The sequence below is a fragment of the Campylobacter concisus genome, from assembly GCF_902460845.1.
In the GTDB taxonomy this organism is placed as follows: domain Bacteria; phylum Campylobacterota; class Campylobacteria; order Campylobacterales; family Campylobacteraceae; genus Campylobacter_A; species Campylobacter_A concisus_X.
In genome coordinates, this window is the sequence record NZ_CABPVS010000005.1 from 173,281 (window position 1) to 198,578 (window position 25,298).

A 25,298-nucleotide genomic window follows, 5' to 3' on the forward strand; every position below is an offset into this window, starting at 1 on the left:
GTATTTACGAGTGTAAATTTATATAAATAATGCTTAAAATTTGAGCCTAGTATTTGTTTTAAAAGATTTTTAGTAAAAATTTCTGATTTATTTTGCTTTGCCATATCCAGCAAATCTATTTGCTGCCAAGCAACTTGAGTTTGAACACCTTACAAGGTAGCTATTTATCTCTTGATTTCCTTTTAGATGCACATTTTTTTGTTTTAGATTCATATAGCTATGAATTATCTTTCCGCCAGAATTATGTATAAATTTTACTGTCTCATCGCCAAGCACAGCCGTAACTATGCCAACATGAGTAATATTTTTCTTATCTTTATTTTTCTGAACACCCTTGCCAAGAGTATTTGAGAAAAATATAAGATCGCCTATTTTTGGATTTTTATGAGTAATTAAATTTTTACTTTCATAAAAATTATAGATCGCTTTTGACTTTCTGCCGCCATTATCGTAGTAGCGATTTATTGTCTTTTCATCAAAATACATATTTTGATACTTTGCATTTACGATAGAAACAAATCCTGAGCAATCACCACCAGCTCTTGTATTTAGGTATTTTTTAAAAAAAGAACCAAATTTTTTATCTTCTCTATCATTATCTTCATCTATGATTTCACCAATCATTTGCTCACTAAAATCAACACTTGAAGTTACGGTTTGATTTGTTTCATTTTGCGGAGTTGTCGGTTGATTAGAGTTAAAAGAACAACCTGTAAAAAATATAATGCTAAATATAAAAAAGATTTTTTTATTTATTGAATTTGACATATTTATATCCAAAATTTTAGTGTTTGCAATTTTAACTTTTAAACGTAAATGAACCGGAAATAGTGCTTTGCTTTCTTTATTCTAAGTTAAAAAGCAATATAATATCGACAAAAAACATATTTTCTTAAGGCAAAAAATAATGATGCACTATTTAAAGATAAAAGGAAATGCCAAACTAAGTGGCGAAGTAAAAATAAGCGGTGCTAAAAATGCTGCTCTACCGATCATCGCCCTAACCTTACTTGCAAAAAAAAGTGTAAATTTAACAAATATCCCAAATGTCGCTGATATAAAAACGCTTTGCCAACTGCTAACTAATCTAGGAGCAAAGTGCGAATTTAAAGATAAAAATTCACTAAGCATAGACACAAGCAGTGTAAGCTCGACGACTGCAAATTATGATATCGTTAGAAAGATGCGCGCTTCTATCTTAACGCTTGGACCGCTTCTTGCACGCTTTGGCCACTGCGAAGTGAGCCTACCTGGAGGATGTGCGATCGGACAAAGACCTATTGATCTGCATCTAAATGCACTTGAAAAAATGGGAGCAAATATCGAAATAAAGCAAGGCTACGTCGTAGCAACAGCACCAAATGGCCTAAAAGGCGCAAAGATCGTTTTTGATAAGATCACCGTAACTGGCAGCGAAAATATCATCATGGCTGCAGCTCTAGCGCACGGTACGACAGAGCTTTTTAACGTAGCGCTTGAGCCTGAAGTGGTGCAAATTTGTGAAATTTTGGCTAAGAGTGGCGTTAAAATAGAAGGCATCGGCACAAGTGAACTAAAGATAACCGGAAGCGGTCAAAAATTACTTGAAATTTGCGATATTGAAGTCATCCCTGATAGGATCGAGGCTGGCACATACCTTTGTGCTGGAGCTATAACAAATAGCAAAATTTCGGTCACAAAGGCAAATGCAGCTCATATGACGGCTATTTTAAATAAATTTGAAGAGATGGGCTTTGGTATAGAGATAGATGGCGACAAGATCACGATATTGCCAGCAAAAGAGATAAAACCAGTGGAGATAAGGACCACTGAGTATCCGGGCTTTCCAACAGATATGCAAGCTCAATTTATGGCACTTTGCCTTGCAGCAAATGGCGTTAGCACGATAGATGAGAGACTTTTTGAAAACCGCTTTATGCATGTTAGCGAGCTTGCTAGAATGGGAGCGGATATTAAATTAAATGGACATATCGCAAGTGTTTATGCGCCAGCTAAGCTAAATGCAGCCGATGTAATGGCAACAGATCTTCGAGCTAGCTCAGCGCTGATACTAGCTGCTCTTATAGCAAATGGTGAAAGCTTGGTACATAGAATTTATCACCTTGATAGAGGATATGAAAATTTAGAAGAGAAATTTCAAGGTCTTGGTGCAAATATTATTAGGCTTGAGGAGTAAAAATGCTGCTAAATGACACATTAGATGCACTTAAATCTAAATTTAAACTAAAAACAGATAGTGAAATTTTACCTATCAGTATGGCTCTTGGTAAAACATTGGCAAATGATGTAGTGGCGGTAAAAGACCTACCATGTTTTGATAACTCTGCGCTTGATGGCTTTGCTGTAAAATTTGAAGATAAAGATAAGCCATATAAAATAGTTGCAAGTGCTTTTGCAGGTGATAAAGAGCAGCTAAGCATTGGCAAAAATGAGTGCGTTAAGATAATGACTGGTGCGAAGATGCCAAAGGGTGCTGACACAATCATAAAGATTGAAGATTGTGTTGTTGATGGAAATTTTATAAAAGCACCAATTAATCTTAAAAAAGGTGATGGATATCGCATTAAAGGCGAAGAGGTAAAGATTGGTGAAATTTTGCTAAAAAGTGGCGAGGTTTTAAACACTAGAGGTATAATGATGTTAGCAGCACAGGGCATAAGTTTTATAAATGTTAAAAAACAGCCTAGTGTTGGAATTTATTCAAGTGGAAATGAGATCATAGAGCCTTGGCAAAGAGCAAGCGAGGATGAAATTTACAATGCAAATGCCTTTGGCATCGCTGCACTTTTAAGCTCTATTGGACAAGATAGCTCATATCTTGGCATCATAAAAGATGAGCTAAGTGCTGTCAAACAGGCATTTTTAAACGCTGCAAACTACGACATAGTTATCTGCTCTGGTGGAGCAAGTGCTGGTGAGGCTGACTTTATGAAAATGGCTCTAAGCGAGCTTGGATACAATGAAATTTTTTCACATATTGATATAAGACCTGGCAAACCTTGCAAGGCTTATGAAAAAGATGGCAAACTTATTTTTGTCCTTCCTGGAAATCCAATGGCAGCTTATGTTTGCATGATGATGCTTGTTTTGCCTCTTTTAAAAGAGGATTGTTTTGTGATACAAAAAGCTACAAATGCACAAAATTTAAAGGTAAAATCAGGCAGGATCAATGCCATTTTTGGAAATATTGAAAATGATAAATTTATAGCAACAAATGGTGGAAAATACGGCTCTGGCATGATAGATCATATTTTAAAAAGTACTTTTATGTTTTTAACTAGCCAAGATCAAAGCGAAATTTTGCAAAATAGTGAAATTTCTCTTATAAAACTTCCATAAAATCTTGACAAATGAAAAACAATCTGATAGAATGCGGACTTCATTTTAACTGCGGGAATAGCTCAGGGGTAGAGCACAACCTTGCCAAGGTTGGGGTCGCGAGTTCGAATCTCGTTTCCCGCTCCATCTTTTTTATACTCTTTTTTTTATTTTCCACAAAACTTTTTGCAAATGAAGTCAACATCTATCCAATGTATTGCGTTGTAAATGATCAAATTTCACTTAGTATTTTTGGCTTTGAAGGCGAAGACAATGAAATTTTAAACCTAGAGGGCAAAAAAGCAGCCAAGATAGACAGCAAAAAACTCTATGAAATTCTAACAGCAAATTTTAAAACATATAAAGATAAAAACGGTGGAAGCGTTGCTTTTGTAAAAAACTGCTCTATTATGGATGAGATTCAAATGCAATTTTTAAGATCAATTAGCGATGAATATCCCGGTATCAGCATAAGTGATCTTAGCATCAGTCCACAAAATAAACTTCCAGCAAATTTTAAAGAACTTGTCCTAAAAAATATCTTTTTAGGTGATCAAAATAGTCAAAAAGGTACATTTAGAGCATCATTTGAGGATGTTGACCTGAGCCTAAAAAGTATCTATTTTAAATTTAGCTTTAACGCTAAGATGCCAGCCTTCATAGCGATAAATTCAATGAATACGAACCATATTTTAAGCCTGCTTGACTATCAGCCAACGATGATTGAGTTTGGCAAATGGCCAAAAGATGCACTTTCTAGCTCAAATAGCTTAGCTCTTATAACAAAAGTGCAGATAAAAAGCGGTGAAATTTTAACCAAGCGTCAGTTTAATGCCATAAGCTTAGTCAAAAAAGGTCAAATGCTAAATGCAGTTTTAAGCGAGGATGGCGTTAAGATAATAGCTGAAGTAAAGGCACTTGAGGATGGAAATTTAGGTGATATGATAAAGATAAGAACAAAAGATAATAAAATTTTACAGGCCACAGTTTCAGGTAAAGACGAGGCAGTGATAAGATGAAAAAGATAATATTTGCAGCCACTGGAGCAAGCGGGGCTAGACTCTTTTTAAAGCTTGTCAAGGCTGCCAAAGATAGTTGCGAGGCGCATGTCATAGTTAGTAAAAATGCCATGAAAGTCTTGGAGGCTGAGGAAAATTTGAGGCTAAATTTAGATGATCTTGGCGTGAAAATTTATGACGATCAAGACCTTAGCGCAGGCCCAGCTTCTGGCTCGTTTGGTGCTAATGCTATGATCATAGCACCCTGCTCTACTAATACTTTGGCAAAGATTGCAAACGGCATAAGTGACACGCTCATCACAAGGGCCGCAAGTGTCGCGCTAAAAGAGAGACAAGGGCTAGTTTTAGGCGTTAGAGAGATGCCATTTTCGGCAATCACCCTTTCTCAGATGCAGCTTCTCTCGTCTCTTGGAGTTACCATCGCACCGCCAGTTTTGGGCTACTACGCAGGTATAAAAAGCCTTCTTGATATGGAGAATTTCATCATCGGCAAGTGGCTTGATGCCTTGAAAATCGAAAATAATCTTTATAAAAGGTGGCAAATTTGAAAAAATCTTGCATCTATCCAGGTACATTTGATCCCATTACAAACGGCCATTTGGACGTTATCGTAAGAGCTACAAAAATTTTTGACAAAGTGATAGTCGCAGTCGCAAAAAGCGATAGCAAACAACCGATGTTTGCACATGAAAAGCGTATAGAAATGGCAAAGGAGGCAGTTTGCGAGCTAAAAAACGTAAGCGTTCTTGGCTTTGATAACTTACTTGTTGATTTTGCAAAATCGCACGGCATAAACACCGTCATTAGGGGCCTTCGCGCGGTTAGTGACTTTGAATACGAGTTACAAATCGGCTACGCAAACGCTGCACTTTGGGACGAATTTGAGACGGTCTATCTTATGCCAAGCTTGAATAACGCCTTCATCTCAAGCTCGATCGTCCGCTCAGTCTTACGCCACGATGGCGACGTGAGCAACCTAGTGCCGGCAAAAATTCTAAAAAATTTAAAGGCGTAAAATGTATGTTTTGTTTGAAGGCATTGACGGCGTTGGTAAGAGCACACAAATAGAAATTTTAGCCTCTAAATTTAGTGATGCCATCGTCACAAAAGAGCCAGGCGGCACGCAGCTTGGTAAAAATTTGCGAGAAATTTTACTAAACTCAAGTATAAAAATAGGCAAAAGGGCTGAAATTTTACTCTTTTTAGCTGACAGGGCTGAGCATTTTGAAAAGCTAGTCGCTCCAAATTTAAGTAGGCTCATTTTAAGTGATAGAGGCTTTATCTCTGGCATCGCCTACGCTTTGGCAAATGATGAAAGCTTAGATGAAAACGTGCTTTTAGAGCTTAATAAATTTGCGCTAAATGATAAATTTGCAGACAAGATAGTCTTTTTTGAAGCAAGCCATGAGCTAATAAGCTTGCGTCTAAAAGTAAGAGGCACAAGCGATAAGATCGAGGCTCGTGGGCTAGAGTATCTTTTGAAAGTGCAAAGTTTGATGAAGCAAATTCTTATCAAAAATGGCTTTGAAACGCTTTTTATAGACGCATCTAAAAGCATAGAGCTAATTTCAAAAGAGATAGAAAATTTTATAAATTTTAAGTAAAATCACAAAAAAATAAAAAGGATAATGCGATGATAACGGCACTTCGTGGCATGAAAGATATGCTTCCAGCTCGTGCAAAACTTTACGCACGGATAATCAAAACCTGCGAGGAAGTCGCAAAAAACTACGGATATGAGCAAATTTTAACCCCACACCTCGAGGAGACGGCGCTTTTTAAAAGAAGTGTCGGCGAGAGTAGCGACATCGTGGGCAAAGAGATGTATCAGTTTGAAGACAAAGGCGGCAACGACGTTTGCTTGCGTCCTGAGGGCACAGCTGGCGTGGTTAGAGCCTTTATCGAGGCAAAACTTGACAGGGCAAACGTGACAAAACGCTGCTTTTATCACGGCTCGATGTTTCGCTACGAGCGCCCACAAAAAGGCCGCTTAAGAGAGTTTCACCAGTTTGGCTGTGAGTGCTTTGGCGAGGGCAGTGTTTACGAGGATGCGAGTATTATCTTGATGGTGAGCGAAATTTTTAACAGACTAAATATCAAAACAACCCTAAAAATAAACTCGCTTGGCGACGAGAGCTCGATGAAGTCTTACAAAGAAAAGCTCGTTAAATTTTTAGATGAAAATGACGATAAAATTTGCGAAGACTGCAAAAGACGAAAGCTTTTAAATCCTATCCGCGTGCTTGACTGCAAGGTAGAGAGCTGCCAAGAAATTTATAAAAACGCCCCAGTTATCACTGATAGCTTAAGCGATGAGGCGCAGGCTGACTTTGCAAAACTGCAAGAAATTTTAACGGCAAATGGCGTTAAATTTGAGATAGACACTAAGCTCGTTCGAGGGCTAGACTACTACTGCAAGACGGCGTTTGAGTTTATCAGCAATGAGATCGGCTCACAAAGCGCGGTCGCAGGTGGTGGCAGATACGACAGGCTCGTTGAATATCTTGGCGGTAGAGCCAGCTACGGCGTTGGATTTGCGATGGGCGTTGAGAGGATAATGGAAATTTTAGGTGAAGCTGAGGATGAGCGAGCTGGAATTTATCTTTGTGCGCTTGATGCGACGAATTTAGACTTTGTCTATGCGCTTGGCTCAAAGCTTCGCAAAAAATATCAGGTTGAAATTTCATATGAAGCTAAAAAACTTCAAAAACATCTGCAAAATGCCGACTCTAAAAAGGCAAAAATTTTCCTTTGTGTGGGTGAAAATGAAATGAAAGAGAATAAAATTTGGTATAAAAATTTAGAAACCAAAGATGAAAAAACGATAAATTTAGATGAGCTTGAAAAGGAGCTGGGATGAATGATTTTGGACTTAGCATTTGGGGCAATTCAAATTTTGTTATAGAAGATGGCAAAGTCTGTATAAATGCAGCCAGCAAACCAGCGATCATAGACATCGTAAAAGAGATAAGAGACGACGGATATAGAGGGCCACTACTGCTTCGCTTTCCGCACCTTATCCAAAAACAGATCGAGCAGATCCACGCAAGCTTTGCAAAAGCAAAGAAAGAATTTGCCTACAAAGGCAGCTTTAATGCCGTTTTCCCACTTAAAGTAAATCAATATCCTGGCTTTGTAAAAAATTTAGTACGCCTTGGCAAGCCCTACAACTACGGCCTTGAAGCTGGCAGTAAGGCTGAGCTACTTTTAACAATGGCTTACAATAACGAAAAAGCTCCCATAACCGTAAATGGTTTTAAAGATAAAGAGATGATAAATATAGGCTTCATTGCCGCTGAAATGGGACACAACATTACGCTAACGATCGAGGGCTTAAACGAGCTTGAAGCGATAATCGCCATCGCAAAAGAGCGCTTCAAACCAAAACCAAAGATCGGACTTAGAGTAAGACTACACTCTACAGGATCGGGTCTTTGGGCAAAAAGTGGCGGCATACACTCTAAATTTGGCCTAACATCAACAGAGCTAATAGAAGCTGTAAAGATGCTAAAAAAAGCAAATTTACTTGAAAATTTCACAATGATACACTTTCACATCGGCTCTCAAATAAGCGAGATCCATCCGCTCAAAAAAGCACTCATCGAGGCTGGCAACATCTACGCTGAGCTTAGAAAAATGGGTGCCTCAAATTTAAAAGCTATAAATTTAGGCGGAGGTCTAGCGATCGAGTACTCGCAGTTTAAAGAAGAAAGCAGCAGAAACTATACTCTAAACGAATATGCAAACGACGTTGTTTATATGCTTAAAACTATAAGCGAGCAAAAAAAGGAGATCGAGCCAGATATTTTCATAGAGTCAGGTCGCTACATCGCCGCTTCTCACGCACTTTTAGTCGCCCCTGTGCTTGAGCTATTTTCTCAAGAATACACCGAAGAGAAGCTAAATTTAAAGAAAAATAATCCAAATTTGATAACCGAGCTAGTCGATCTTTATAAATCAATCAAGCCTTCAAACGCCCTAGAATACCTACACGACGCCATTCACCACACCGAGAGCATCCTCACACTTTTTGACCTAGGCTATGTCGATCTGCAAGATAGATCAAACGCAGAGGTGCTTTTAAGGCTCATTAGCAAAAAGGCTGTCGTGATGCTTGGCAACAAGAGCAACTCAAGCGATCTAACTAAAATTCAAAAAGAGGTCCAAGAGAGATACCTGCTAAATTTCTCAATCTTTCAAAGCTTGCCTGACTTTTGGGGGCTAAAGCAAAATTTCCCTATCATGCCACTTGATAGGCTTGATGAGCGCCCTACTTTGCCAGCTTCTATCTGGGACATCACCTGCGATAGCGACGGCGAGATCAGCTATGATGACGAGAAAAACCCACTGCTTTTGCACGACGTGGATGTAGAGAAGGAGGATTATTTCTTGGGATTTTTCCTGGTTGGCGCATATCAAGAGGTGATCGGTATGAAACACAACCTCTTTACCCACCCGACAGAGGCCACGATAGAGCTTTCAAGTGATGGATACAAGATCACAAATTTACTAGAGAGCCAGTCGATCCTTGATATTATGGAGGATATGGACTATGATATTTATGAGATCCAAGACACTCTAAACGAGCGCTTAGAAAAATCAGCTTTGATAAATGAGACGCAAAAGAAACAAATTTTGGGCGAACTTTATCTATTTTTAAATGATAATAGCTACTTAAAGACAATCAACTAAAAAGGAAAATAATGCAACTAGCAAACAGAATGCAAACGCTAAGCGAGTCTATCACAATAGCGATCAGCACAAAAGCTAAAGAGATGAAGGCTGCTGGCATAGACGTGATCTCGCTGTCAGCTGGTGAGCCTGACTTCATGACTCCAAAAAAGATAAGAGAAACTGTAAAAAACGCACTAGATAATGACAGCAAAAGTGGCAAATACACGCCAGTACCGGGCTTGCCAGAGGTTATAGAGGCTATTAGAGCAAAGCTAAAAAGAGATAATGGACTTGACTACAAAGCAAGCCAGATCGTCACAAACATCGGCGCAAAACACTCACTTTTTAACGTATTTCAAGCGCTTATCAACCCAGGCGATGAGGTCATCATCCCTTCTCCATACTGGGTGAGCTACCCTGAGATCGTTAAATTTTGTGGAGGCGTGCCTATCTTTATCGAGGCAAATGAGAGTACAAATTTTAAAATAACAGCCGAGCAGCTAAAAAAAGCGATCACACCAAAAACAAAAGTATTTTCGCTAAATCACCCGACAAATCCAACTGGGGCCGTATATACAAAAGAGGAGATCGCGGCATTTGGCGAGGTTTTAAAGGGCACTGACATCATCGTTACAAGTGATGAAATTTATGAAAAGGTGATCTACGGCAAAAAATTTCACGCAGTAGCCTCGGTGAGCGAGGATCTTTTTAAAAGAACGGTCACGATAAATGGACTAAGCAAGTGTGGCGCGATGCCTGGCTGGAGATTTGGCTATATCGCAAGCTCGATGGACTGGCTAATTGCTGGCATCAAAAAGCTTCAAAGCCAAAGCACAAGCAACATCAGTTCGATCGTACAAATAGGCGCTATCCCGTCGCTTCTAGGCGAAACCGACGACGATATCGAAAACATGAGAAAAGAGTACGAAAAAAGACGTGATGTGGCTGTAAAAATGATAAACGAGATCCCAGGACTAAGCGTTGTAGCACCTGATGGCGCATTTTATCTATTTGTAAAATGTAAAGATGTAGATAGCGACTCGCTTAGATTTTGTAAAAAGATGCTTGAAGAGGCGAACGTAGCGACGGTGCCAGGTGTGGGCTTTGGCATGGAGGGATACTTTAGAATTTCTTTTGCAACAGACATCGAGAGCATAAAAAAAGCGATCGAGAGGATCGCAAATTTTGTAAAAAGCTACAAAATTTAATGATCAAATTTAGAGTAAATGGCAAAATTTTCGAGCTTGAAAATGATATAAATGTTTATGAATTTTTAGCTAAAAATGGCTATGAGCTTAAATTTATAGCCCTTGAGCGAGACGGAGAAATTTTGCCAAAAAAGCTTTGGAGTGAGCGATTTATGAGCGAGGGCAAAGCTTATGAGATCGTCACTTTGGTTGGCGGTGGATGAGGAGAAAATGATAGAGATAATACTAAACGGCACAAAATTTAAGGTGCCAGCAAGAAGCCTTAGCGAGCTAAAAGAGCTTGCGCTTGGCGATAAAGAGAGTGAAATTTATAAATTTTTAGAGAAATTTAACGCGACAAAGCCAGACATTTTTATCGTTGATGGCTTTGCTATAAAAGAAGATAGTGAGCTAAAAGATGGCTCAAACATTGTCTTTATAAGGCGTGGCGTGATGCCTGAGCGTGAAATTTTACGCTCAATGATCGCTTCACGAAACAGTCCTGAGCTAAATTTAGCCCTAAGTAAGGCAGTTATTGGCGTGGCTGGACTTGGTGGCCTTGGCTCAAATATCGCCCTCAGCCTTGCAAGAGTTGGTGTAAAAAAGCTAGTACTTGCCGACTTTGACGTCGTTGAGCCAAGTAATCTAAACCGCCAGCAGTACTTCGTCCGCCACATCGGCATGCAAAAGACACAAGCGCTAAAAGAGCTAATAAATGACGTAAACCCCTTTGTCGAGGTCGAAACTCACGATATATTTTTAGATGAAAAAAACGTGGCAAGCGTCTTTGACGAGTGCGAAATTTTGTGCGAAGCTTTTGACAATGTCGCTGGCAAAGCGATGATACTAAACGAAGCTGGTGCTAGCCTAAAAGACAAAAAGATCATCGGCGCTTCTGGCATGGCCGGTCACTTTAGCTCAAATCTCATAAAAACCATAAAATTTGCTAAAAATGTCTACCTTTGCGGTGACCTCACAAATGAGGCAAAGATCGGTCAAGGGCTCATGGCGCCACGCGTTGCAGTCTGTGCAAACCACCAAGCAAATTTAGCCATTAGACTACTTATGGGTTTGGAGGCTTAAGTGCAAAATGATAGTTTGATCCTTGGCGGCAAGGAGTTTCAAAGCCGCTTTATCCTTGGCTCTGGCAAGTATTCGCACGAGCTCATCGACTCAGCCGTAAACGAAGCTGGGGCAGAAATTTTAACCCTTGCTCTTAGGCGCATAAACGAGAGCAAAGAGCGCAATATACTTGACTTTATCCCAAAGGATGTGACGCTTTTGCCAAACACAAGTGGCGCTAGAAACGCAAAAGAGGCCATTCGTATCGCCCAACTCGCACGTGAGCTTGGATGTGGCGAGCTTGTTAAGATAGAGATCATAACTGACTCTAAATTTCTCTTTCCAGACAACGCTGAAACGATAAAAGCCTGCGAAGCCTTGGCAAATGACGGCTTTGTGCCAATGCCATATATGTTTCCAGATCTAAATGCCGCAAGAGCGATGCTAAGCGCAGGAGCAAGCTGCATCATGCCTCTAGCTGCGCCCATTGGCTCAAACCAAGGGCTAGTTTTTAAAGATATTATTGAGATTTTGATAAATGAGCTTGATACACAGATCATCGTAGATGCAGGCATCGGCAGGCCATCACAAGCGTGCGAAGCGATGGAGATGGGAGCAGCTGCGATCATGGCAAACACAGCCATCGCCTCATCTAAAAATATCCCGCTCATGGCAAGAGCCTTTAAAGAGGCGATCATCGCTGGTCGCAACGCCTATCTAGCAGGCCTTGGCGCAAAGAGCAAAAGCGCAAACGCCTCATCTCCGCTCACTGGATTTTTAGACTGATGAAATTTACAAGAACCGACCACATGCAGCTACTACCTCACATGCAGGATGTTGGCAGCGATATTATGGATGAAATTTTAAAAGAGCGAGCGAACTATAAGCCAGAAATTTACAGCGAGGCGGACGTAAAAGCAGCTCTTAATGCAAAGCACTGCTCACTTGAAAATTTAAAAGCCCTACTCTCGCCTGCTGCAGCGCCATTTTTAGAGCAAATAGCCCAACTAGCTCAAGTAAAAACAAGGGCAAATTTTGGCTCAAACATAACGCTTTTTACCCCGCTTTACATAGCAAACTACTGTGATAATCTCTGCGTTTATTGCGGTTTTAACGCTAAAAATAATATAAAAAGGGCAAAGCTAAGCGACGAGGAGATCACAAGGGAGTTAAGAGAAATTTCAAAGAGCGGCTTAGAAGAAATTTTGATCCTAACTGGCGAGAGCGATACTAACTCAAATGTCGCTTACATCGCAAACGCCTGCGCTTTGGCAAAGAAATTTTTTAAAGTCGTTGGGGTTGAAATTTATCCGCTAAACTCAGACGGCTACGCCCTGCTTCACAAAAGCGGCGCAGACTACGTGACCGTCTTTCAAGAGACCTACAATCCCACAAAATACGAAAAAATCCACCTTGGCGGCAATAAAAGGATCTTTCCATACCGCTTAAATGCGCAAGAGCGAGCGCTTCTTGGAGGCATGAGAGGGGTTGGCTTTGCCGCACTTCTTGGCATAGACGACTTTAGGCTTGACGCCTTTGCGACTGCACTTCACGCAAGCTTAGTTCAAAAAAAGTATCCGCACGCCGAGATCGCATTTTCATGCCCAAGGCTTCGCCCTATCATAAATAATGACCGCATCAATCCACGTGACGTGGGTGAGCGCGAGCTTTTGCAAGTGATCTGCGCTTATAGAATTTTCATGCCAACGGCTAGCATAACGATCTCAACCAGAGAAAAGGCTAAATTTCGCGATAACGCCATAAAGATAGCTGCAAATAAGATAAGCGCTGGCGTAAAAGTGAGCATCGGTGCTCACGGCGAAGAGAAAAAGGGCGACGAGCAGTTTGAGATAAGTGATGGCAGAAGCGTGGATGAGATAAAAGCAATGATAAAAGCAAACGGCTTAGAGCCCTTGATGAGCGAGTATGTCTATGTTTAAAATTCTCTGCGTGGCTGACTTTGAAAGCTATGAGGGTGATGACTTTTTAAAGAGGATACAGCTACTTTGCAAGGCTGGCGTGGATGAAATTTTGCTTCGTGCAAAGAGGCTAAGCGAGGCTCAGTTTTATAATCTTGCTAGGGTTGTGGCTCAAATTTGTGAAAACTACCGCAAGAAATTTATCATTAATCAATTTTTTGACGTAGCTTGCAAGCTAAAGAGCGACTTTTGGCTCACTTCAGCGCAGCTTGATTTTTTTAAAAATTACGGCGTTTTTTTAGATGAATTTAGAAAAACAGCTAAAATTTACGCCCCAGCTCACGACCTAGAGCAGGCTAAAATTTCAGCCACTATCGCTGATGTCCTCGTAGCTTCTCATATATTTGCCACCTCTTGCAAGGCGGGTTTAGAGCCAAAAGGGCTAAATTTTATAAGCGAGCTAAAGAGCTTTGATAAAGAAATTTTCGCACTTGGCGGACTAGACAGCGAGAACTACAAAGAGACCATAAAAGCTGGCGCAAACGGCATTTGCTTTATGAGCCTAGCAATGAACGGTGATATGGAGCTTATAAAAAAGATAGTAGAGAGCAAAAACGGCTAAATTTAGTATAAATTACATAAAATAATACGTAAAAATTTTACTCATTTTTGCTAGCGATATATGTTTTTATATCAAATATAAGTAGCGTCACAAGCGATGGCAGCATATAGGAGTTTAGCACTAAAAGCAGCGACTTTGTCAAATTTGACTTTATTAAAGTCTCTATGTCAAGGCTGCTGTTGTAGTTAAAAAAATATAGCAAGGCAAACTCGCCAACAAGAACTATGCGAGAGATCTTTAGCAAGATGTCATTTCCTAGGTCTTGCAAATTTATCATCGACCACAAGCGACAAAGTGATCCAGCCAAGTAGCCAAATTGAGCAGGCTAAAGCATAAACAGTAATGCTTTCATCAAATTTTTCAAGTAGTAAAAATACCAAAGGTTGCAAAAATACAAGGCTAGCGATAAACCAAAGAAGTGAGCTAAAGGCTAGCAGGCAAACACAGCCAAAGATAGAAATGGCAGAGATAAAGCCAAAAACCTCTAACCCAAGATAGTAGGCCAGCGCATAGGATAAAAAAGAAAAAACAAGCCAAATTTTAATAACAAGCCGCCACCTATTTGCAAAGGCAGTGGCTTTTATAAAAGTCAAACCCATTTACGAGATTTTCTTTTGTTTTGGACGGAAAACTTTTATCACGTTTTCATCAGTCTCGATAAATGCACCCTCTATTAGATCGATGCAGTATGGTACCGCTGGAAAAACTGGCTCCAAGCACTCTTTTATCGCCTTTGGCTGACCTGGTAAATTTATGATGAGCGCGTGGCCTCTGATGCCTGCTGTTTGGCGTGATAGGATCGCTGTTGGGACGTATTTTAAGCTTGCTGCTCTCATCAGCTCGCCAAAGCCTGGCATCATCTTCTCACAAACTGCCTCTGTTGCCTCTGGTGTCACATCTCTAAGAGCTGGCCCAGTACCACCGGTAGTTAGCACAAGGTCGCAGCCAAGCACGTCTACCATGTGCACAAGCCTCTCTTTTATCAGCTCAAACTCATCTGGTATAACCTCGTAAAAGTATTCACGCTCGCTCACTATCCAGCTATCAAGCACATCTTTGATCGCTGGACCTGATTTGTCCTCGTATGTGCCTTCGCTTGCGCGGTCAGAAAGGGTTAATATGCCTATTTTTGCTTTCACTTTTTCTCCTTTAATAGTTTTCGTTTAAAATTTTTGCCAGCGTTTCTTTATCTACGCTCTCATATGCTAGCAGATATGAGCTTATCTTTGCGATTTGCTCATTTGTGCCTTTTAAAAAGGATGTGATCTCCTCTTTTGCTTGCTTTAAAATTTCTTCTACATCGTTTGGATTTGGCACAAAAGAGCTTCCCATGCCATATTCATAAACCATCTTTGAAGCGATCTCTTTGGCTAAATTTAGATCACTACTTGAGTTTGAAAAGATGTCATTTTCATCTATCTCAAGCTTGCACATACCAGCGATGAGTACCTTGATACGAGATATCATCTGTGACTTTGACTCGATCTCTTGCTCTGTGGCCATAAACCTATCTTCTATAAGAGAAATTTTTTCAAATTTTACATCAAACCAGTAAGCGCTTAGTGCCTTTGCTCCTTGATAGATGGCTTGAATTTTCTTCTCGTTTTCGCTGTAGCTTAGCACCTTTTTCTTACCGAGCAAGACCTTGTTTAAAACAGCCTCAAAATCCCTTATCTTAAGCACACTCTCGCCGTTTCTTAGGGCATTTATCGCAGCTTCATTTACAAGCGTACTAAGTGCCGCACCTGAAAAGCCAACACTCATTTTAGCGATATCCTCAGCCGCCACTTCGCAGTTTTTATCTTTTAGATATGTGTTTAAGATCGCCACTCTGTCGTTAAAATCAGGCATAGAAAGAAAAATTCTCCTATCAAAACGCCCTGATCTAAGTAGCGCCTCGTCGATCATTTCGATCCTATTTGTGGCAGCTATGACGATGACGCCTGAGTTATCTTCAAAGCCGTCCATCTCAGTTAGTAGCTGATTTAGCGTGGCTTCTCGCTCGTCGTTTCTAGTCCCACCCCTACTCTTACCAACGGCGTCTATCTCGTCGATAAAGATGATTGAGGGTGCATAGGACTTGGCTCTACTAAAGAGCTCTCGTACTCTTTTTGCACCCATTCCAACATAAATTTGAACAAAACTAGCACCATTTTGGTAGAAAAATGGTACATTTGCCTCGCCTGCAACTGCCTTTGCTACAAGCGTCTTACCAACGCCTGGAGGGCCGATCATTAGCACGCCTTTTGGCATTTTGATACCAAAATTTCTATATTTTTGTGGATTTTTTAGAAAATCAACTATCTCGCTAAGCTCGCTTTTAACCTCACTAATGCCTGCCACATCGATAAATCTCACATTTGAGATGACTGGCATAGTGTTTTGATTTAGCACGCTTTCTATCTCAAATGCGCCCTCTTTTTTGCTAAGCAAGCTCTCCTCTTTTTTCCTGATACTTCTAAAGATATAAGCGTACCAAAGCACGAAGCAGACAAAGATGATAAATCCCCAGATCATGCCTGGAGTGATGTATTGCTTAGTCTTTTCAACAGGCACTTTTTTAATAAGCTCTTTTAGATCGATACCCTCTTTTATGATTGAAAAACGATTGTTTTGTGCATAAAGCACGACTTCATCATCATTGATCACAGCGCGGTCTATAAAATTTCCATCCATTAGCTGCATATATTGCGAATATGTGATATTTCGTGGCTCTTTGCTAACAGCAAATAGCAGCACGCTGGTTAATGCGACAGCTGCGATTATTAGGATATTTTTCTTATTAAATTTAAATTTTTGCATAATTGGCATCTGGCTTAACTTCATATTCGCTTACCTCCACCCACTCTTTTGTTATATCTTTTTGGCTTAAAATTTTAGCTTTGTTGTAAAACTGATCAAAGCCTTCGTAAAACTCACCATTTTTTTGCTCAACTAAAATTTTCAAAGCTACATCATGTTTTTTTCTAAAATTTTCATTATTTTGTAAAGCTATACCTTGTAAAATTTTTAGCCTACTTTTTGCCACATCGCCGCTAACATCACTCTTTAGTGTCGCTGAATGTGTATCACGCCTTGGCGAGTAGACAAACGCATGCAGATGCGTGATAGGAAATTTCTTAAAATTTTCCACTGCTTCAGCCCAAATTTCCTCACTTTCACCAGGATGTCCCACGATGTAGTCCGTACCAAGTGCAAAGCCAAGCGAGCTAAGTTCATTAAAAAGCTCCAGATCACTAAATGCATCATTGCGTCTTCGCATGATCTTTAGCATCGCTTGGCTTGTGTGCTGAAGTGCGATATGTAGATGACGCTCTAGCCACTCTTCTTTTAAAATTTCTCTAAAGCTCTCATCTATCTGGCTTGGCTCGATACTTCCAAGCCGAATGCGTCTAATGCCAGAAATTTTACCTAAGTTTGCCAAAAGCTTACCAAGAGAGCTATTTGTATCTTTGCCGTAACTGCCTATATTTGTGCCAGTTAGCACGAGCTCATTATAGCCGTTTTGGGCTAAAATTCTTGCCTCTTTTAATATCATAGCCTCATCCATGCTTCTAGCCTTGCCACGAACCGAAGGGATGATGCAGTAGCTGCAGCTAAAGTTGCAGCCTTCTTGAATTTTTATAAAAGCCTTTGTGTGATTTTCGTAATTTGTAACTATATTTTTATCTACCGAGTTTAAATTTCCAAGCTCAAAAAATGGCTTTTCTTGCTTTAAAAGCTCATTTAGATCACTCTTTTTACTAGCTCCAAGCACACCAAATATACCGCTATTAAATAGCTCCTTACCCTTGCTAACCGCACCACATCCGGTCAGTACCACCTTTGCTCCACGCCTTTTTACACCGTTTATGTAGTTTCTAACACCGCTATCGGCAGAATTTGTGACTGTGCATGAGTTTATGACCACAATATCAGCAGCATCTTCATCATTTGTGATCTCGTAGTCTTTGATGTAGCTTTTTAAAAGCTCAGTATCGTAGATATTTGTGCGACACCCAAATGTTTTAAAAAATATCTTTTGCATCAAATACTTTCGCTCTCTTGCTCACCATGGGCTGTATGATCGCTTGGATTTTCTTTTTTACCTACAAACATGGTTTGTGTTGGATAAGCGATCTTTATATCATCTTGAGCCAAAAAAGCCTCGATGATCTCAGCACTTATCATGCTTCTAAGAGCGAGTGTGGCATAGGAATTTGACATAAACCAGCATGAGATATTTATACCATAAGGCTCAAAAAACGTATAAATTCTTGGCTCGACATTTGGATTTTTGATGCTATATTGGCTTCTTAATTTATTCATTTGACGTTTTGCGATATCGGTATAGCCTTTTGAGTATTTCTTGACGACATTTCTTGCTAGATAGACGGCTTTTTTATGATTACTATCAAAACTTATCATGATATCTATACCATCCCAAACGGTCTTCATGCCATAGTGTGCATAGTTTGCGATTAGGTCTGTAAAAATATAGTTATTTGGTACAAAGATAATTCTACCTGCACGGCGGTTTGTTTTATAGGTTGAGTAGCTAACATCCTCAAAAACAGTTAAGCGAAGTAGCGAAATATCAATGACGTCGCCTACAAATTCGCTCCCATCATGAAGTACTCTGATCCTGTCACCCACATGTATAGAGCCGCCAAACATGATCACCATCCAGCCAAGCATACTCATAAACATATCTTTCATCGCAATGGCGATACCAGCTGAAGCAAAACCTAGCACGGTTACTAGATATGTGACGTTTTCGATATACGAAAAAAGTAAGATTATAATGATAACGGTGATATTTAAAACGTTTAAAAATTTATTGACCGTGTAAAATCTCTCATTATCGGTGATCGTTCTTTTAACGATAAATTTAGCGATAAATGTTAGTCCGATCGTCAAAAGGATGATGATAGCTGTATAGCCCATACTTAAAAACTGAGCTTTTATATCAGCCGTGGTTAAATTTATAGCCTCATCAGCCCTTTTTTCATAGACATTATAAGTTGTATCAGCGATCTGTTTTGCCGCTTTAAAGTCGCCTATTTCTTGTTTTACCAAGTTTAGGCTTTCCCTATTTTGCTCATTTTCTTCGATCAAATTTAGTCTATTTAGTAAATTTTCTTTTGTTTCAAGCTTTTCCAAAAGCGTATCAAGCTCTTTTATATGCCTTTGATACTCTATCTTGTCGCTCTTTATCTTTTTGATATACGAAAAGCCAGATATAAGTGCAACAGGACTTGTTATCCTTGGTGGAGTATCCATTTCAGGAGCTGCTAGCATATTTGAAAATGGCGTTTTTTCATACTCTTTTAGTAAATTTATCTGCTCTTTTAGGGTTTGGATTCTCTTTATGATATCGCTGCCTCTTCTTGAGCTTTTGTCCAGTTTCTTTAGTTCATTCTCGTTTTTTTCAAGCTCATTAATAAGCCTTTGATAAGTGTTATAGTTAGCATACCTTGTGATCCAGATATTGTTTTTTAGGGAGTTATCTAGATTTGAAATATCTTTTATAAGCTCGTTATTTTGTAAATTTTGCGAGCCATTTTGCTCAAGCGTAACGTTCTCCTCAGCGTAAAGGGTAAAGCAAAAAAGTATTAAAACTAGGATCTTTTTCATTTAAATTCTCTTAAAATTTTTAAAACATCTTCTTTTTTGATGTCATTTTTGATGATCGCACTGCCGATTTTATCTGCAATGATGAAATTTATCTTATCATCTTTTGTCTTTTTATCCATAAAAAATGCCTCGTAAAATGCATATTCATTTTCTATTTTATAGTTTACTGGAAGGCCAAATTTCACTAAAACCTGTTTGATATCCTCTGCCTGCGCCTCGCTCAAGAGCCCTAGTTTTACACTTAAGCGATTTGCCATATTCATACCTATTGCCACCGCTTCGCCGTGTAAAAATTCTTTGTAATTTGTCTCATTTTCTATAACGTGAGCAAAGGTATGGCCGTAGTTTAGGATAGCTCTTAGCCCCTTTTCCTTCTCATCTTGCTCAACCACTTTTGCTTTTAAAATTACCGACTTTTCAACTAGCTTGGCTAAATTTTCATCATCTAAATTTACGCTCTTTAGCCAATCAAACATCTCTTTGTCAAAAGTTATCGCCATTTTTAAAGCCTCAGCCACGCCAGCTGCAAATTCTCTCTTTGGCAATGTCTTTAAGAAATTTATCTCGCAAAAAACTGCCTTTGGCTGACAAAAAGAGCCTATTAAATTTTTACCAAATTTATTATTCACACCCGTTTTTCCGCCCACACTCGCATCGACTTGCGCTAGAAGCGTAGTTGGGATATTTATGAAATTTATTCCTCTTTCATAGATGCTCGCCGCAAAGCCAGTCATATCGCTTATGACGCCACCACCAAAAGCGATTAGCGTAGATGAGCGATCAAATTTACTAACAAAAAGCTGCTCTAAAATTTGCTCTACCGTTTCAAGGTTTTTATACTCTTCGCCGTCAGGCACACTTATGATAAATTTCTCATCACACTTCAAAATACTAAGTAGCTTTTCAAGATGAAGCCCCGCTACTTTGGCGTTTGTAACGATGCCAACCTTACCTTTTAGCTCTAATCTCTCAAGCTCATTTATATAAATTTTATAGCTTGATGCTTTTTCTTTAAGATTTAAATTTATCTGCATTTTTACTCACTTACTGGCACAAAAAGCTGTGCATTTTGGCTTAGTTTTTTATAAAGCCTATTTAAATTTGTCGATAAAAAGGCAAATGTTCCACCATTTGCCACGCTTTTAGTAAACATTACAAAATGAAGCAAATCTTTTGTATTTTTTAGTTTTACAAGCGGATTTTTAAGATTGTGATTTTCTATCTTTATACGCTTAGAAAATAGCGCGCTAATGCTCTCAAAATGCTCTCTTAACGCCTCATCATCGCTATGCTTATTATCAAAATAGTAAAATTTCATCTCCAAATCAAGCTGTGCACAGCAGTCTGTTATCACAGCTGATTGATTCTCCACCTCTTGACTTTGATCGCCTAGTATCACGCCCTCTTTTATATTTGAGAGCAAAATTTTGCCTGTTTTTAGCACTGGAAGTTTTAGCTCATAAAATAGCTTTTTAAATTTAAAAAAATACTTATCATCGCTTAAGATTAGGCCGATGTCGTGCTTTAAAACATCATATTTTATAGATTTGTTATTACTATTAAAATAATCCATCAAAACGATGATGTTTTTCTCTTTTATCGCTTTTAAAGTATCTAAATTTTCACCTAAAGTTGGATTTATCACTCTAAAAAAAAGGCGTTTATTATTTAGCTTTGAATGCAAATACAAGCTATCCTTTATGAGCTTGCTAACACGTTCTTTATCCATTGAGATCATGTCGATCAGCACATAGATATTGCTACCAAATGGACTTGGAAACTGTCCACTTTCACGCTTAATCGAGCGGTAAACATTTTGAAGCACATTTGGATCACCAACGATTAGTAATATATCGCTTGGCTGTATCATTACATTTGGCTTTGGCAAGATTATCTCGCTACCTCGATATATGAGGGCTATTCGCCATTTCTTTTGAGCTACTGAGCTGATGTGACGATACATATAAGAGCTACCTATTGGCACCTTAACTTCCATGATCTCACCCTCACTAAGCCCGATATTATCAGCTAAAACCGGCAAATCTGGTAAATAGTCCATAAGCCTTGATGCTGCAATATCTCTGATATCAACCACGCTTAAGTGTTTATCGCTTGCAAATATTTCTTTGCATTTTTCATCAAGCTCCCACGAGTTCATAAAAACAGTCTCGGTCTTTGTACTGATCTGTCTTAAATTTTCATAAACAGCAACCGCTTCATTTTTATCATCGCAAACTATACAAAACTGACTAAAATAGCCATCACTCACGCTTTTTAGCTTTGAGAGGCTAGTTGGGTCAAACTGGTAAAATGTAAAATTTTCATAATTTGATTTTTGGCTGTAATCCTCACTTGAAACAACGATATAGTGGTGCAAATTTGATTTTGTTTCAAGTAGTCTGTTTAAAAAATTTCTTGCGAAAGTTCCATCTGCGATTATTAAAATTTTCTTCATCAATTCTCCGTATTTTAAAGCTCACATTATAACAAAAGGTCTTTAAAATAAGCTATCTTGGCTATAAATTTAAAATTTACAGCCAAGAAAATTTAAGAGATTATTTCAGAGATTAGCGTATCGATTGCTAAATTTGTAGCCTTATTTATCGTATCAAAAATAGTACTTGAGCTTGGATCTGGACAGAAAATTTCTTTCGTGATCATGCCTGATTTTAGCGAAGTGTTTGCATTAAATAGCTCGTAAGCTAGCGAGACTTCGGCTTTGTCGCCTCTTATTTGAAGAGAGATGATGCTTACTTTTAGTCTAAGATCTTTTGCATTTGGTGAAAATATCGGCTTAGCAGCACAGTTTGAATAAAGCCCTTTTACAAGTGATTTATAGACCATTTCGCTTGGCTCAGAGACAAATTTAGCATCGCTTAGGTATCTGATTTTATTATTCTCAGCTACGATCAAAATTTTTCTAGTATCAACCATGTCAAGAGCACTCACGTTTTCTATGAAGACATTTTTTAGCTCTTTTTGCTTGTTTTCAGCTGAGCACTCTTTGTTTGAATAGTGGATTTCATACATCGTAGCTTGTGGCACATCTGTCTTTAGTGAGCAGCCAAAAAAGAAAAAAGCAGCCGCTATGTATATCAAATTTCTCATTTCTTATCTCCTTTGTCGTTTGGAACTGGATTTGTGAAGAAAAAATCGTAAGGATTATCTTCGAGTCTTTGAAGCGCACCTCTAAACTCGCGAAGCGTCTTGTCAAATCCATTTAAAAAATCACTCGCTTCTCTTAATAACGGCCCAACCGTATTTCTAAGGTCGTATTCGCCATCTTTAGCCTTTTTTGTGATGAGCTCTTGCAGCGAATTATATCCGGTGATAGCCGAATTTGCCGATACAAAAACTTGGTTTGCATTTGAAATTAGTCTATTTAAATTTTTAACCAATTCTTTTGTATCGGTTTTGTTTAAAGTATCTGTAAAATTTTTTACATTTTTAACGATACTATCAACCTCACTTAGCCCCTCTTCGTCTGTTAAAACTTGTGTAAATTTATCGATATTTTTAAGGACTGACTCTACGTGAGCGATATTTTCAGGCGAGAAAAAGTTATCGACTTTATCAAGTGTTTGATTTATCTTTAAAGTAATGTTTTCAGCGTTGTTTCCAAGCTTTGAAAAGAGGCTCTCTTCAAGCTGTAAGATAGGCTTTTGGCCTGATGCAAAGTCTTTTGTGCCACGGCTTATATTTATACTAGCCACACCGCTGATAGCCTGAACTTCTATACTTGCCACGCTATCGGCCTTTATCGGCAGATCTTCTCTTATCTTCATCGTAATGTTTATAAGAGCGTTTTTATCATCGACAAAATTTATATCACTAACACTTCCGGCTGGCACACCGATAAATTTAACTGTTGAATCAACCTTTAGACCGCTTGGTAGCTCAGTCGTGTGGATGTAATACTCTTTAAAATCAACCTTTGTATTATTTTTACTAGTCATCCACCAGATAAATATCGCAAATGCTGTAAGGCAAGCCATAAAAAACATGCCAACAATGGTATAAGAATTTCTATTTTCCATTTACTTTTTCCTCATTTTAAATAGCTCTTCAAGTGGGTTGTTTTTAAGATATTCAAGCTCTTTTATGTTTCCCTCAAAGGCTATTTTTTTGTTATCTATTATCAAAAATCTATCCAAAATATCAAAAATACTATCAGCATCATGAGTCACCATGACAACAGTCACGCCAATGCTATCACGAAGCTCTTTTATGAGCGCGTCCATTTGGCGTGAGCTAACAGGATCAAGTCCGCTGTTTGGCTCATCTAAAAATAGCACCCTTGGGCTTAGCACCAAGGCTCTTGCAAGCGCGGCACGCTTTTTCATACCGCCACTTAGCTCACTTGGATAAAGCATAGATACCTCTTTTTTAAGTCCAACTTTTTGTATCCAAAACATCGCTATCTCATCGATCTGACGTTTGTTAAATTTAGAGTACTCATGAAGCAAAACGCCCACATTGTCAAGGATCGTCATCGAGCTATAAAGCGCTCCAAACTGAAACATCGTCCCACTTTTTAGCTTGATCTCTTGCTGCTCTTGTTGGCTACTTTTCCACATATTGACGCCATCAAAAAATATATCGCCCTTGCTTGGCTTTTTTAGATATATCATCGTCTTCATAAGCGTCGTTTTACCAGCGCCACTACCGCCCAAAAAGCCGTAAATTTCAGCCTCTTTGACGCTCCAGCTCACATTATCGTGCATTATCTTGTCGCCATAACTTGTCGTTATGTTTTTTCCAACTATTATCTCGTTCATATCTTTAGCCACATAAAAATTATCGCGAAAAATGCATCAAGCGCGATGACCCAAAATATTGCATTTACAACGCTAACGGTTGTCATCGCTCCAAGACTTTGGGCGTTTTGACTAACGCCAAATCCTCTCATGCACCCAATGATCGCTATCACCGCGCCAAAAAACGGAGCCTTTATCATGCCAACAGCAAAGTGCCTAAGCTCGACCATCTCGCGAAATCTATTAAGATAGTCGCTAAAGCTGATATCAAGAATAGTTTGGCAAATGATCATCTGTCCTAAAATGCTTATGCTATCAGCTATAAAGATGATGACAGGCACGCAAAGCACCATGGCGATGATGCGTGGCAGCACCAAGAAGTTAAAGGGCTCAAAACCCATCGTCTTCATCGCATCTATCTCCTCAGTTAGCTTCATAGCGCCAATTTGCGCGGTAAAGCTAGAGGCTGATCTACCCGCCACGACGATAGCAGCGATGAGCGGGGCCACCTCTCTAAGCGTTAGCATGCCCATGATCTCTACTATAAATATACTTGCCCCAAAGCTTGCAAGCATCGCACTACCAAGATATGCAAGCACGACGCCTATCAAAAAAGCGGTGAGCGATACGATGAAAACAGCATTTACGCCACCATCTTTTATGTAGTTGCTAAATTCTCTAAATCTTAAATTTGCAGGATTAAATAAAATCCTCACACTCTTTATCAAAAACTCGCCCAAAAACGAGCCAAACTCAAGCAAATTTACAAATCCCTCGCAAATTTTCTCACCTAAGCGTGAGAAGAAATTTAGGCTATTGTGCGGTGGCATGTAGTTAAAGTCGATCTTCTCGTCATTTAAAAGATCGCTCATCGCCTTTATCTTCTCATCATTTGTGATGATCTCAAATTTCTTGCCATTTAGCGTGTTTTTTAAAAGGATCAAAACAGCGTAGTCAATGCTCTTTAGCTCACTAAAGTCAAATTTAACATTGCCGTTAAGCTTTTGGATTTTTTTAAAAATGCTTTGTAAATTTTTTGCGTCTTTGTAGCTAAACTCACCTATAAATTTTATAGTCTGAGCGCCATTTGCCACTACAAAAATGACATCATTTTTATTTTGCAA

At 39.1% G+C, this 25,298-nt stretch carries 27 protein-coding genes and 1 tRNA gene; 15 read left to right on the plus strand and 13 right to left on the minus strand.

The annotated features are described in order from the left end of the window. Window positions 1-87: 87 nt before the first annotated feature. Window positions 88-768 carry an NlpC/P60 family protein gene (locus F3H00_RS07835; protein WP_149703801.1) on the minus strand — a complete coding sequence of 227 codons (681 nt, stop codon included), beginning with the start codon at window positions 766-768 and terminating at the stop codon, window positions 88-90. Window positions 769-907: 139 nt separating this feature from the next. Here F3H00_RS07835 and murA point away from each other — a divergent pair, with 139 nt between their 5' ends. The 15 genes from murA to F3H00_RS07910 all read left to right on the plus strand — a co-directional run bounded on the left by murA (window position 908) and on the right by F3H00_RS07910 (window position 13,801). Then, window positions 908-2,176, plus strand: coding sequence for a UDP-N-acetylglucosamine 1-carboxyvinyltransferase (murA, locus tag F3H00_RS07840; RefSeq protein ID WP_148798587.1), 1,269 nt, complete (start codon window positions 908-910; stop codon window positions 2,174-2,176). A gap of 2 nt (window positions 2,177-2,178) precedes the next feature. Next, entirely contained in the window at window positions 2,179-3,339 is a 1,161-nt protein-coding gene (locus F3H00_RS07845; protein WP_148798585.1) for a molybdopterin molybdotransferase MoeA, read from the plus strand. 51 nt (window positions 3,340-3,390) lie between these two features. Then, window positions 3,391-3,465: transfer RNA gene (locus tag F3H00_RS07850), tRNA-Gly, on the plus strand. Between the two features lie 65 nt (window positions 3,466-3,530). Next, complete coding sequence (gene flgA, locus F3H00_RS07855) at window positions 3,531-4,337, plus strand: flagellar basal body P-ring formation chaperone FlgA (protein ID WP_148798582.1); 807 nt, start codon at window positions 3,531-3,533, stop codon at window positions 4,335-4,337. After that, window positions 4,334-4,885 (plus strand): UbiX family flavin prenyltransferase, encoded by a 552-nt coding sequence (locus tag F3H00_RS07860; RefSeq protein WP_148798580.1) that lies wholly within the window; start codon window positions 4,334-4,336, stop codon window positions 4,883-4,885. Before flgA ends, F3H00_RS07860 begins: the two co-directional genes overlap by 4 nt. Continuing rightward, a complete protein-coding gene (gene coaD, locus F3H00_RS07865; protein ID WP_148798578.1) occupies window positions 4,882-5,352 on the plus strand; it encodes a pantetheine-phosphate adenylyltransferase in 471 nt (156 codons plus the stop codon). Before F3H00_RS07860 ends, coaD begins: the two co-directional genes overlap by 4 nt. A gap of 1 nt (window position 5,353) precedes the next feature. Further along, a complete protein-coding gene (gene tmk, locus F3H00_RS07870) occupies window positions 5,354-5,941 on the plus strand; it encodes a dTMP kinase (protein WP_103641085.1) in 588 nt (195 codons plus the stop codon). Between the two features lie 29 nt (window positions 5,942-5,970). Continuing rightward, complete coding sequence (gene hisS / locus F3H00_RS07875) at window positions 5,971-7,197, plus strand: histidine--tRNA ligase (protein ID WP_148798576.1); 1,227 nt, start codon at window positions 5,971-5,973, stop codon at window positions 7,195-7,197. Further along, window positions 7,194-9,029: a biosynthetic arginine decarboxylase gene (speA, locus tag F3H00_RS07880; protein WP_103641083.1), complete on the plus strand. Its 1,836-nt coding sequence runs from the start codon at window positions 7,194-7,196 to the stop codon at window positions 9,027-9,029. Before hisS ends, speA begins: the two co-directional genes overlap by 4 nt. Before the next feature lie 11 nt (window positions 9,030-9,040). Continuing rightward, a complete protein-coding gene (locus tag F3H00_RS07885) occupies window positions 9,041-10,219 on the plus strand; it encodes a pyridoxal phosphate-dependent aminotransferase (RefSeq protein WP_103641082.1) in 1,179 nt (392 codons plus the stop codon). Then, complete coding sequence (gene thiS / locus F3H00_RS07890; protein WP_103641081.1) at window positions 10,219-10,422, plus strand: sulfur carrier protein ThiS; 204 nt, start codon at window positions 10,219-10,221, stop codon at window positions 10,420-10,422. Before F3H00_RS07885 ends, thiS begins: the two co-directional genes overlap by 1 nt. Window positions 10,423-10,429: 7 nt before the next feature. Further along, complete coding sequence (thiF, locus tag F3H00_RS07895; RefSeq protein ID WP_148798574.1) at window positions 10,430-11,281, plus strand: sulfur carrier protein ThiS adenylyltransferase ThiF; 852 nt, start codon at window positions 10,430-10,432, stop codon at window positions 11,279-11,281. Continuing rightward, entirely contained in the window at window positions 11,282-12,046 is a 765-nt protein-coding gene (locus tag F3H00_RS07900) for a thiazole synthase (protein WP_148798572.1), read from the plus strand. Then, window positions 12,046-13,200: a 2-iminoacetate synthase ThiH gene (gene thiH / locus F3H00_RS07905; protein WP_148798570.1), complete on the plus strand. Its 1,155-nt coding sequence runs from the start codon at window positions 12,046-12,048 to the stop codon at window positions 13,198-13,200. The genes F3H00_RS07900 and thiH overlap by 1 nt, the downstream gene beginning before the upstream one ends. Continuing rightward, window positions 13,193-13,801, plus strand: a complete 609-nt coding sequence (locus F3H00_RS07910) for a thiamine phosphate synthase (RefSeq protein ID WP_148798568.1) — start codon at window positions 13,193-13,195, stop codon at window positions 13,799-13,801. The genes thiH and F3H00_RS07910 overlap by 8 nt, the downstream gene beginning before the upstream one ends. 37 nt (window positions 13,802-13,838) lie before the next feature. Here F3H00_RS07910 and F3H00_RS10375 read toward each other — a convergent pair whose 3' ends face one another. The 12 genes from F3H00_RS10375 to F3H00_RS07965 all read right to left on the minus strand — a co-directional run bounded on the left by F3H00_RS10375 (window position 13,839) and on the right by F3H00_RS07965 (window position 25,298). Beyond that, a complete protein-coding gene (locus tag F3H00_RS10375) occupies window positions 13,839-14,045 on the minus strand; it encodes a hypothetical protein (RefSeq protein ID WP_187424077.1) in 207 nt (68 codons plus the stop codon). A gap of 4 nt (window positions 14,046-14,049) precedes the next feature. After that, window positions 14,050-14,400 (minus strand): hypothetical protein, encoded by a 351-nt coding sequence (locus F3H00_RS10380; RefSeq protein WP_187424076.1) that lies wholly within the window; start codon window positions 14,398-14,400, stop codon window positions 14,050-14,052. Next, window positions 14,401-14,940 (minus strand): molybdopterin adenylyltransferase, encoded by a 540-nt coding sequence (gene mog / locus F3H00_RS07920; protein ID WP_148798566.1) that lies wholly within the window; start codon window positions 14,938-14,940, stop codon window positions 14,401-14,403. It abuts the gene before it with no gap. Between the two features lie 10 nt (window positions 14,941-14,950). After that, window positions 14,951-16,603, minus strand: a complete 1,653-nt coding sequence (locus tag F3H00_RS07925; RefSeq protein ID WP_148798655.1) for an ATP-dependent metallopeptidase FtsH/Yme1/Tma family protein — start codon at window positions 16,601-16,603, stop codon at window positions 14,951-14,953. After that, window positions 16,590-17,831: a tRNA (N(6)-L-threonylcarbamoyladenosine(37)-C(2))-methylthiotransferase MtaB gene (mtaB, locus tag F3H00_RS07930; protein WP_187424075.1), complete on the minus strand. Its 1,242-nt coding sequence runs from the start codon at window positions 17,829-17,831 to the stop codon at window positions 16,590-16,592. Before mtaB ends, F3H00_RS07925 begins: the two co-directional genes overlap by 14 nt. Continuing rightward, the gene (locus tag F3H00_RS07935; RefSeq protein ID WP_149703802.1) at window positions 17,828-19,417 is read right to left on the minus strand and encodes a mechanosensitive ion channel domain-containing protein; all 1,590 of its coding nucleotides are present in this window, start codon (window positions 19,415-19,417) and stop codon (window positions 17,828-17,830) included. Before F3H00_RS07935 ends, mtaB begins: the two co-directional genes overlap by 4 nt. Then, window positions 19,414-20,451, minus strand: a complete 1,038-nt coding sequence (gene aroB, locus F3H00_RS07940) for a 3-dehydroquinate synthase (RefSeq protein ID WP_148798561.1) — start codon at window positions 20,449-20,451, stop codon at window positions 19,414-19,416. The genes F3H00_RS07935 and aroB overlap by 4 nt, the downstream gene beginning before the upstream one ends. Window positions 20,452-20,453: 2 nt before the next feature. Next, window positions 20,454-21,872, minus strand: a complete 1,419-nt coding sequence (locus F3H00_RS07945) for a COG3400 family protein (RefSeq protein ID WP_148798559.1) — start codon at window positions 21,870-21,872, stop codon at window positions 20,454-20,456. Window positions 21,873-21,964: 92 nt separating this feature from the next. Further along, window positions 21,965-22,525 (minus strand): ABC-type transport auxiliary lipoprotein family protein, encoded by a 561-nt coding sequence (locus tag F3H00_RS07950; RefSeq protein ID WP_148798557.1) that lies wholly within the window; start codon window positions 22,523-22,525, stop codon window positions 21,965-21,967. Beyond that, a complete protein-coding gene (locus F3H00_RS07955) occupies window positions 22,522-23,454 on the minus strand; it encodes an MlaD family protein (protein ID WP_148798555.1) in 933 nt (310 codons plus the stop codon). Before F3H00_RS07955 ends, F3H00_RS07950 begins: the two co-directional genes overlap by 4 nt. Further along, window positions 23,455-24,195 (minus strand): ABC transporter ATP-binding protein, encoded by a 741-nt coding sequence (locus tag F3H00_RS07960; RefSeq protein WP_148798553.1) that lies wholly within the window; start codon window positions 24,193-24,195, stop codon window positions 23,455-23,457. Continuing rightward, complete coding sequence (locus tag F3H00_RS07965) at window positions 24,192-25,298, minus strand: MlaE family ABC transporter permease (protein WP_148798551.1); 1,107 nt, start codon at window positions 25,296-25,298, stop codon at window positions 24,192-24,194. Before F3H00_RS07965 ends, F3H00_RS07960 begins: the two co-directional genes overlap by 4 nt.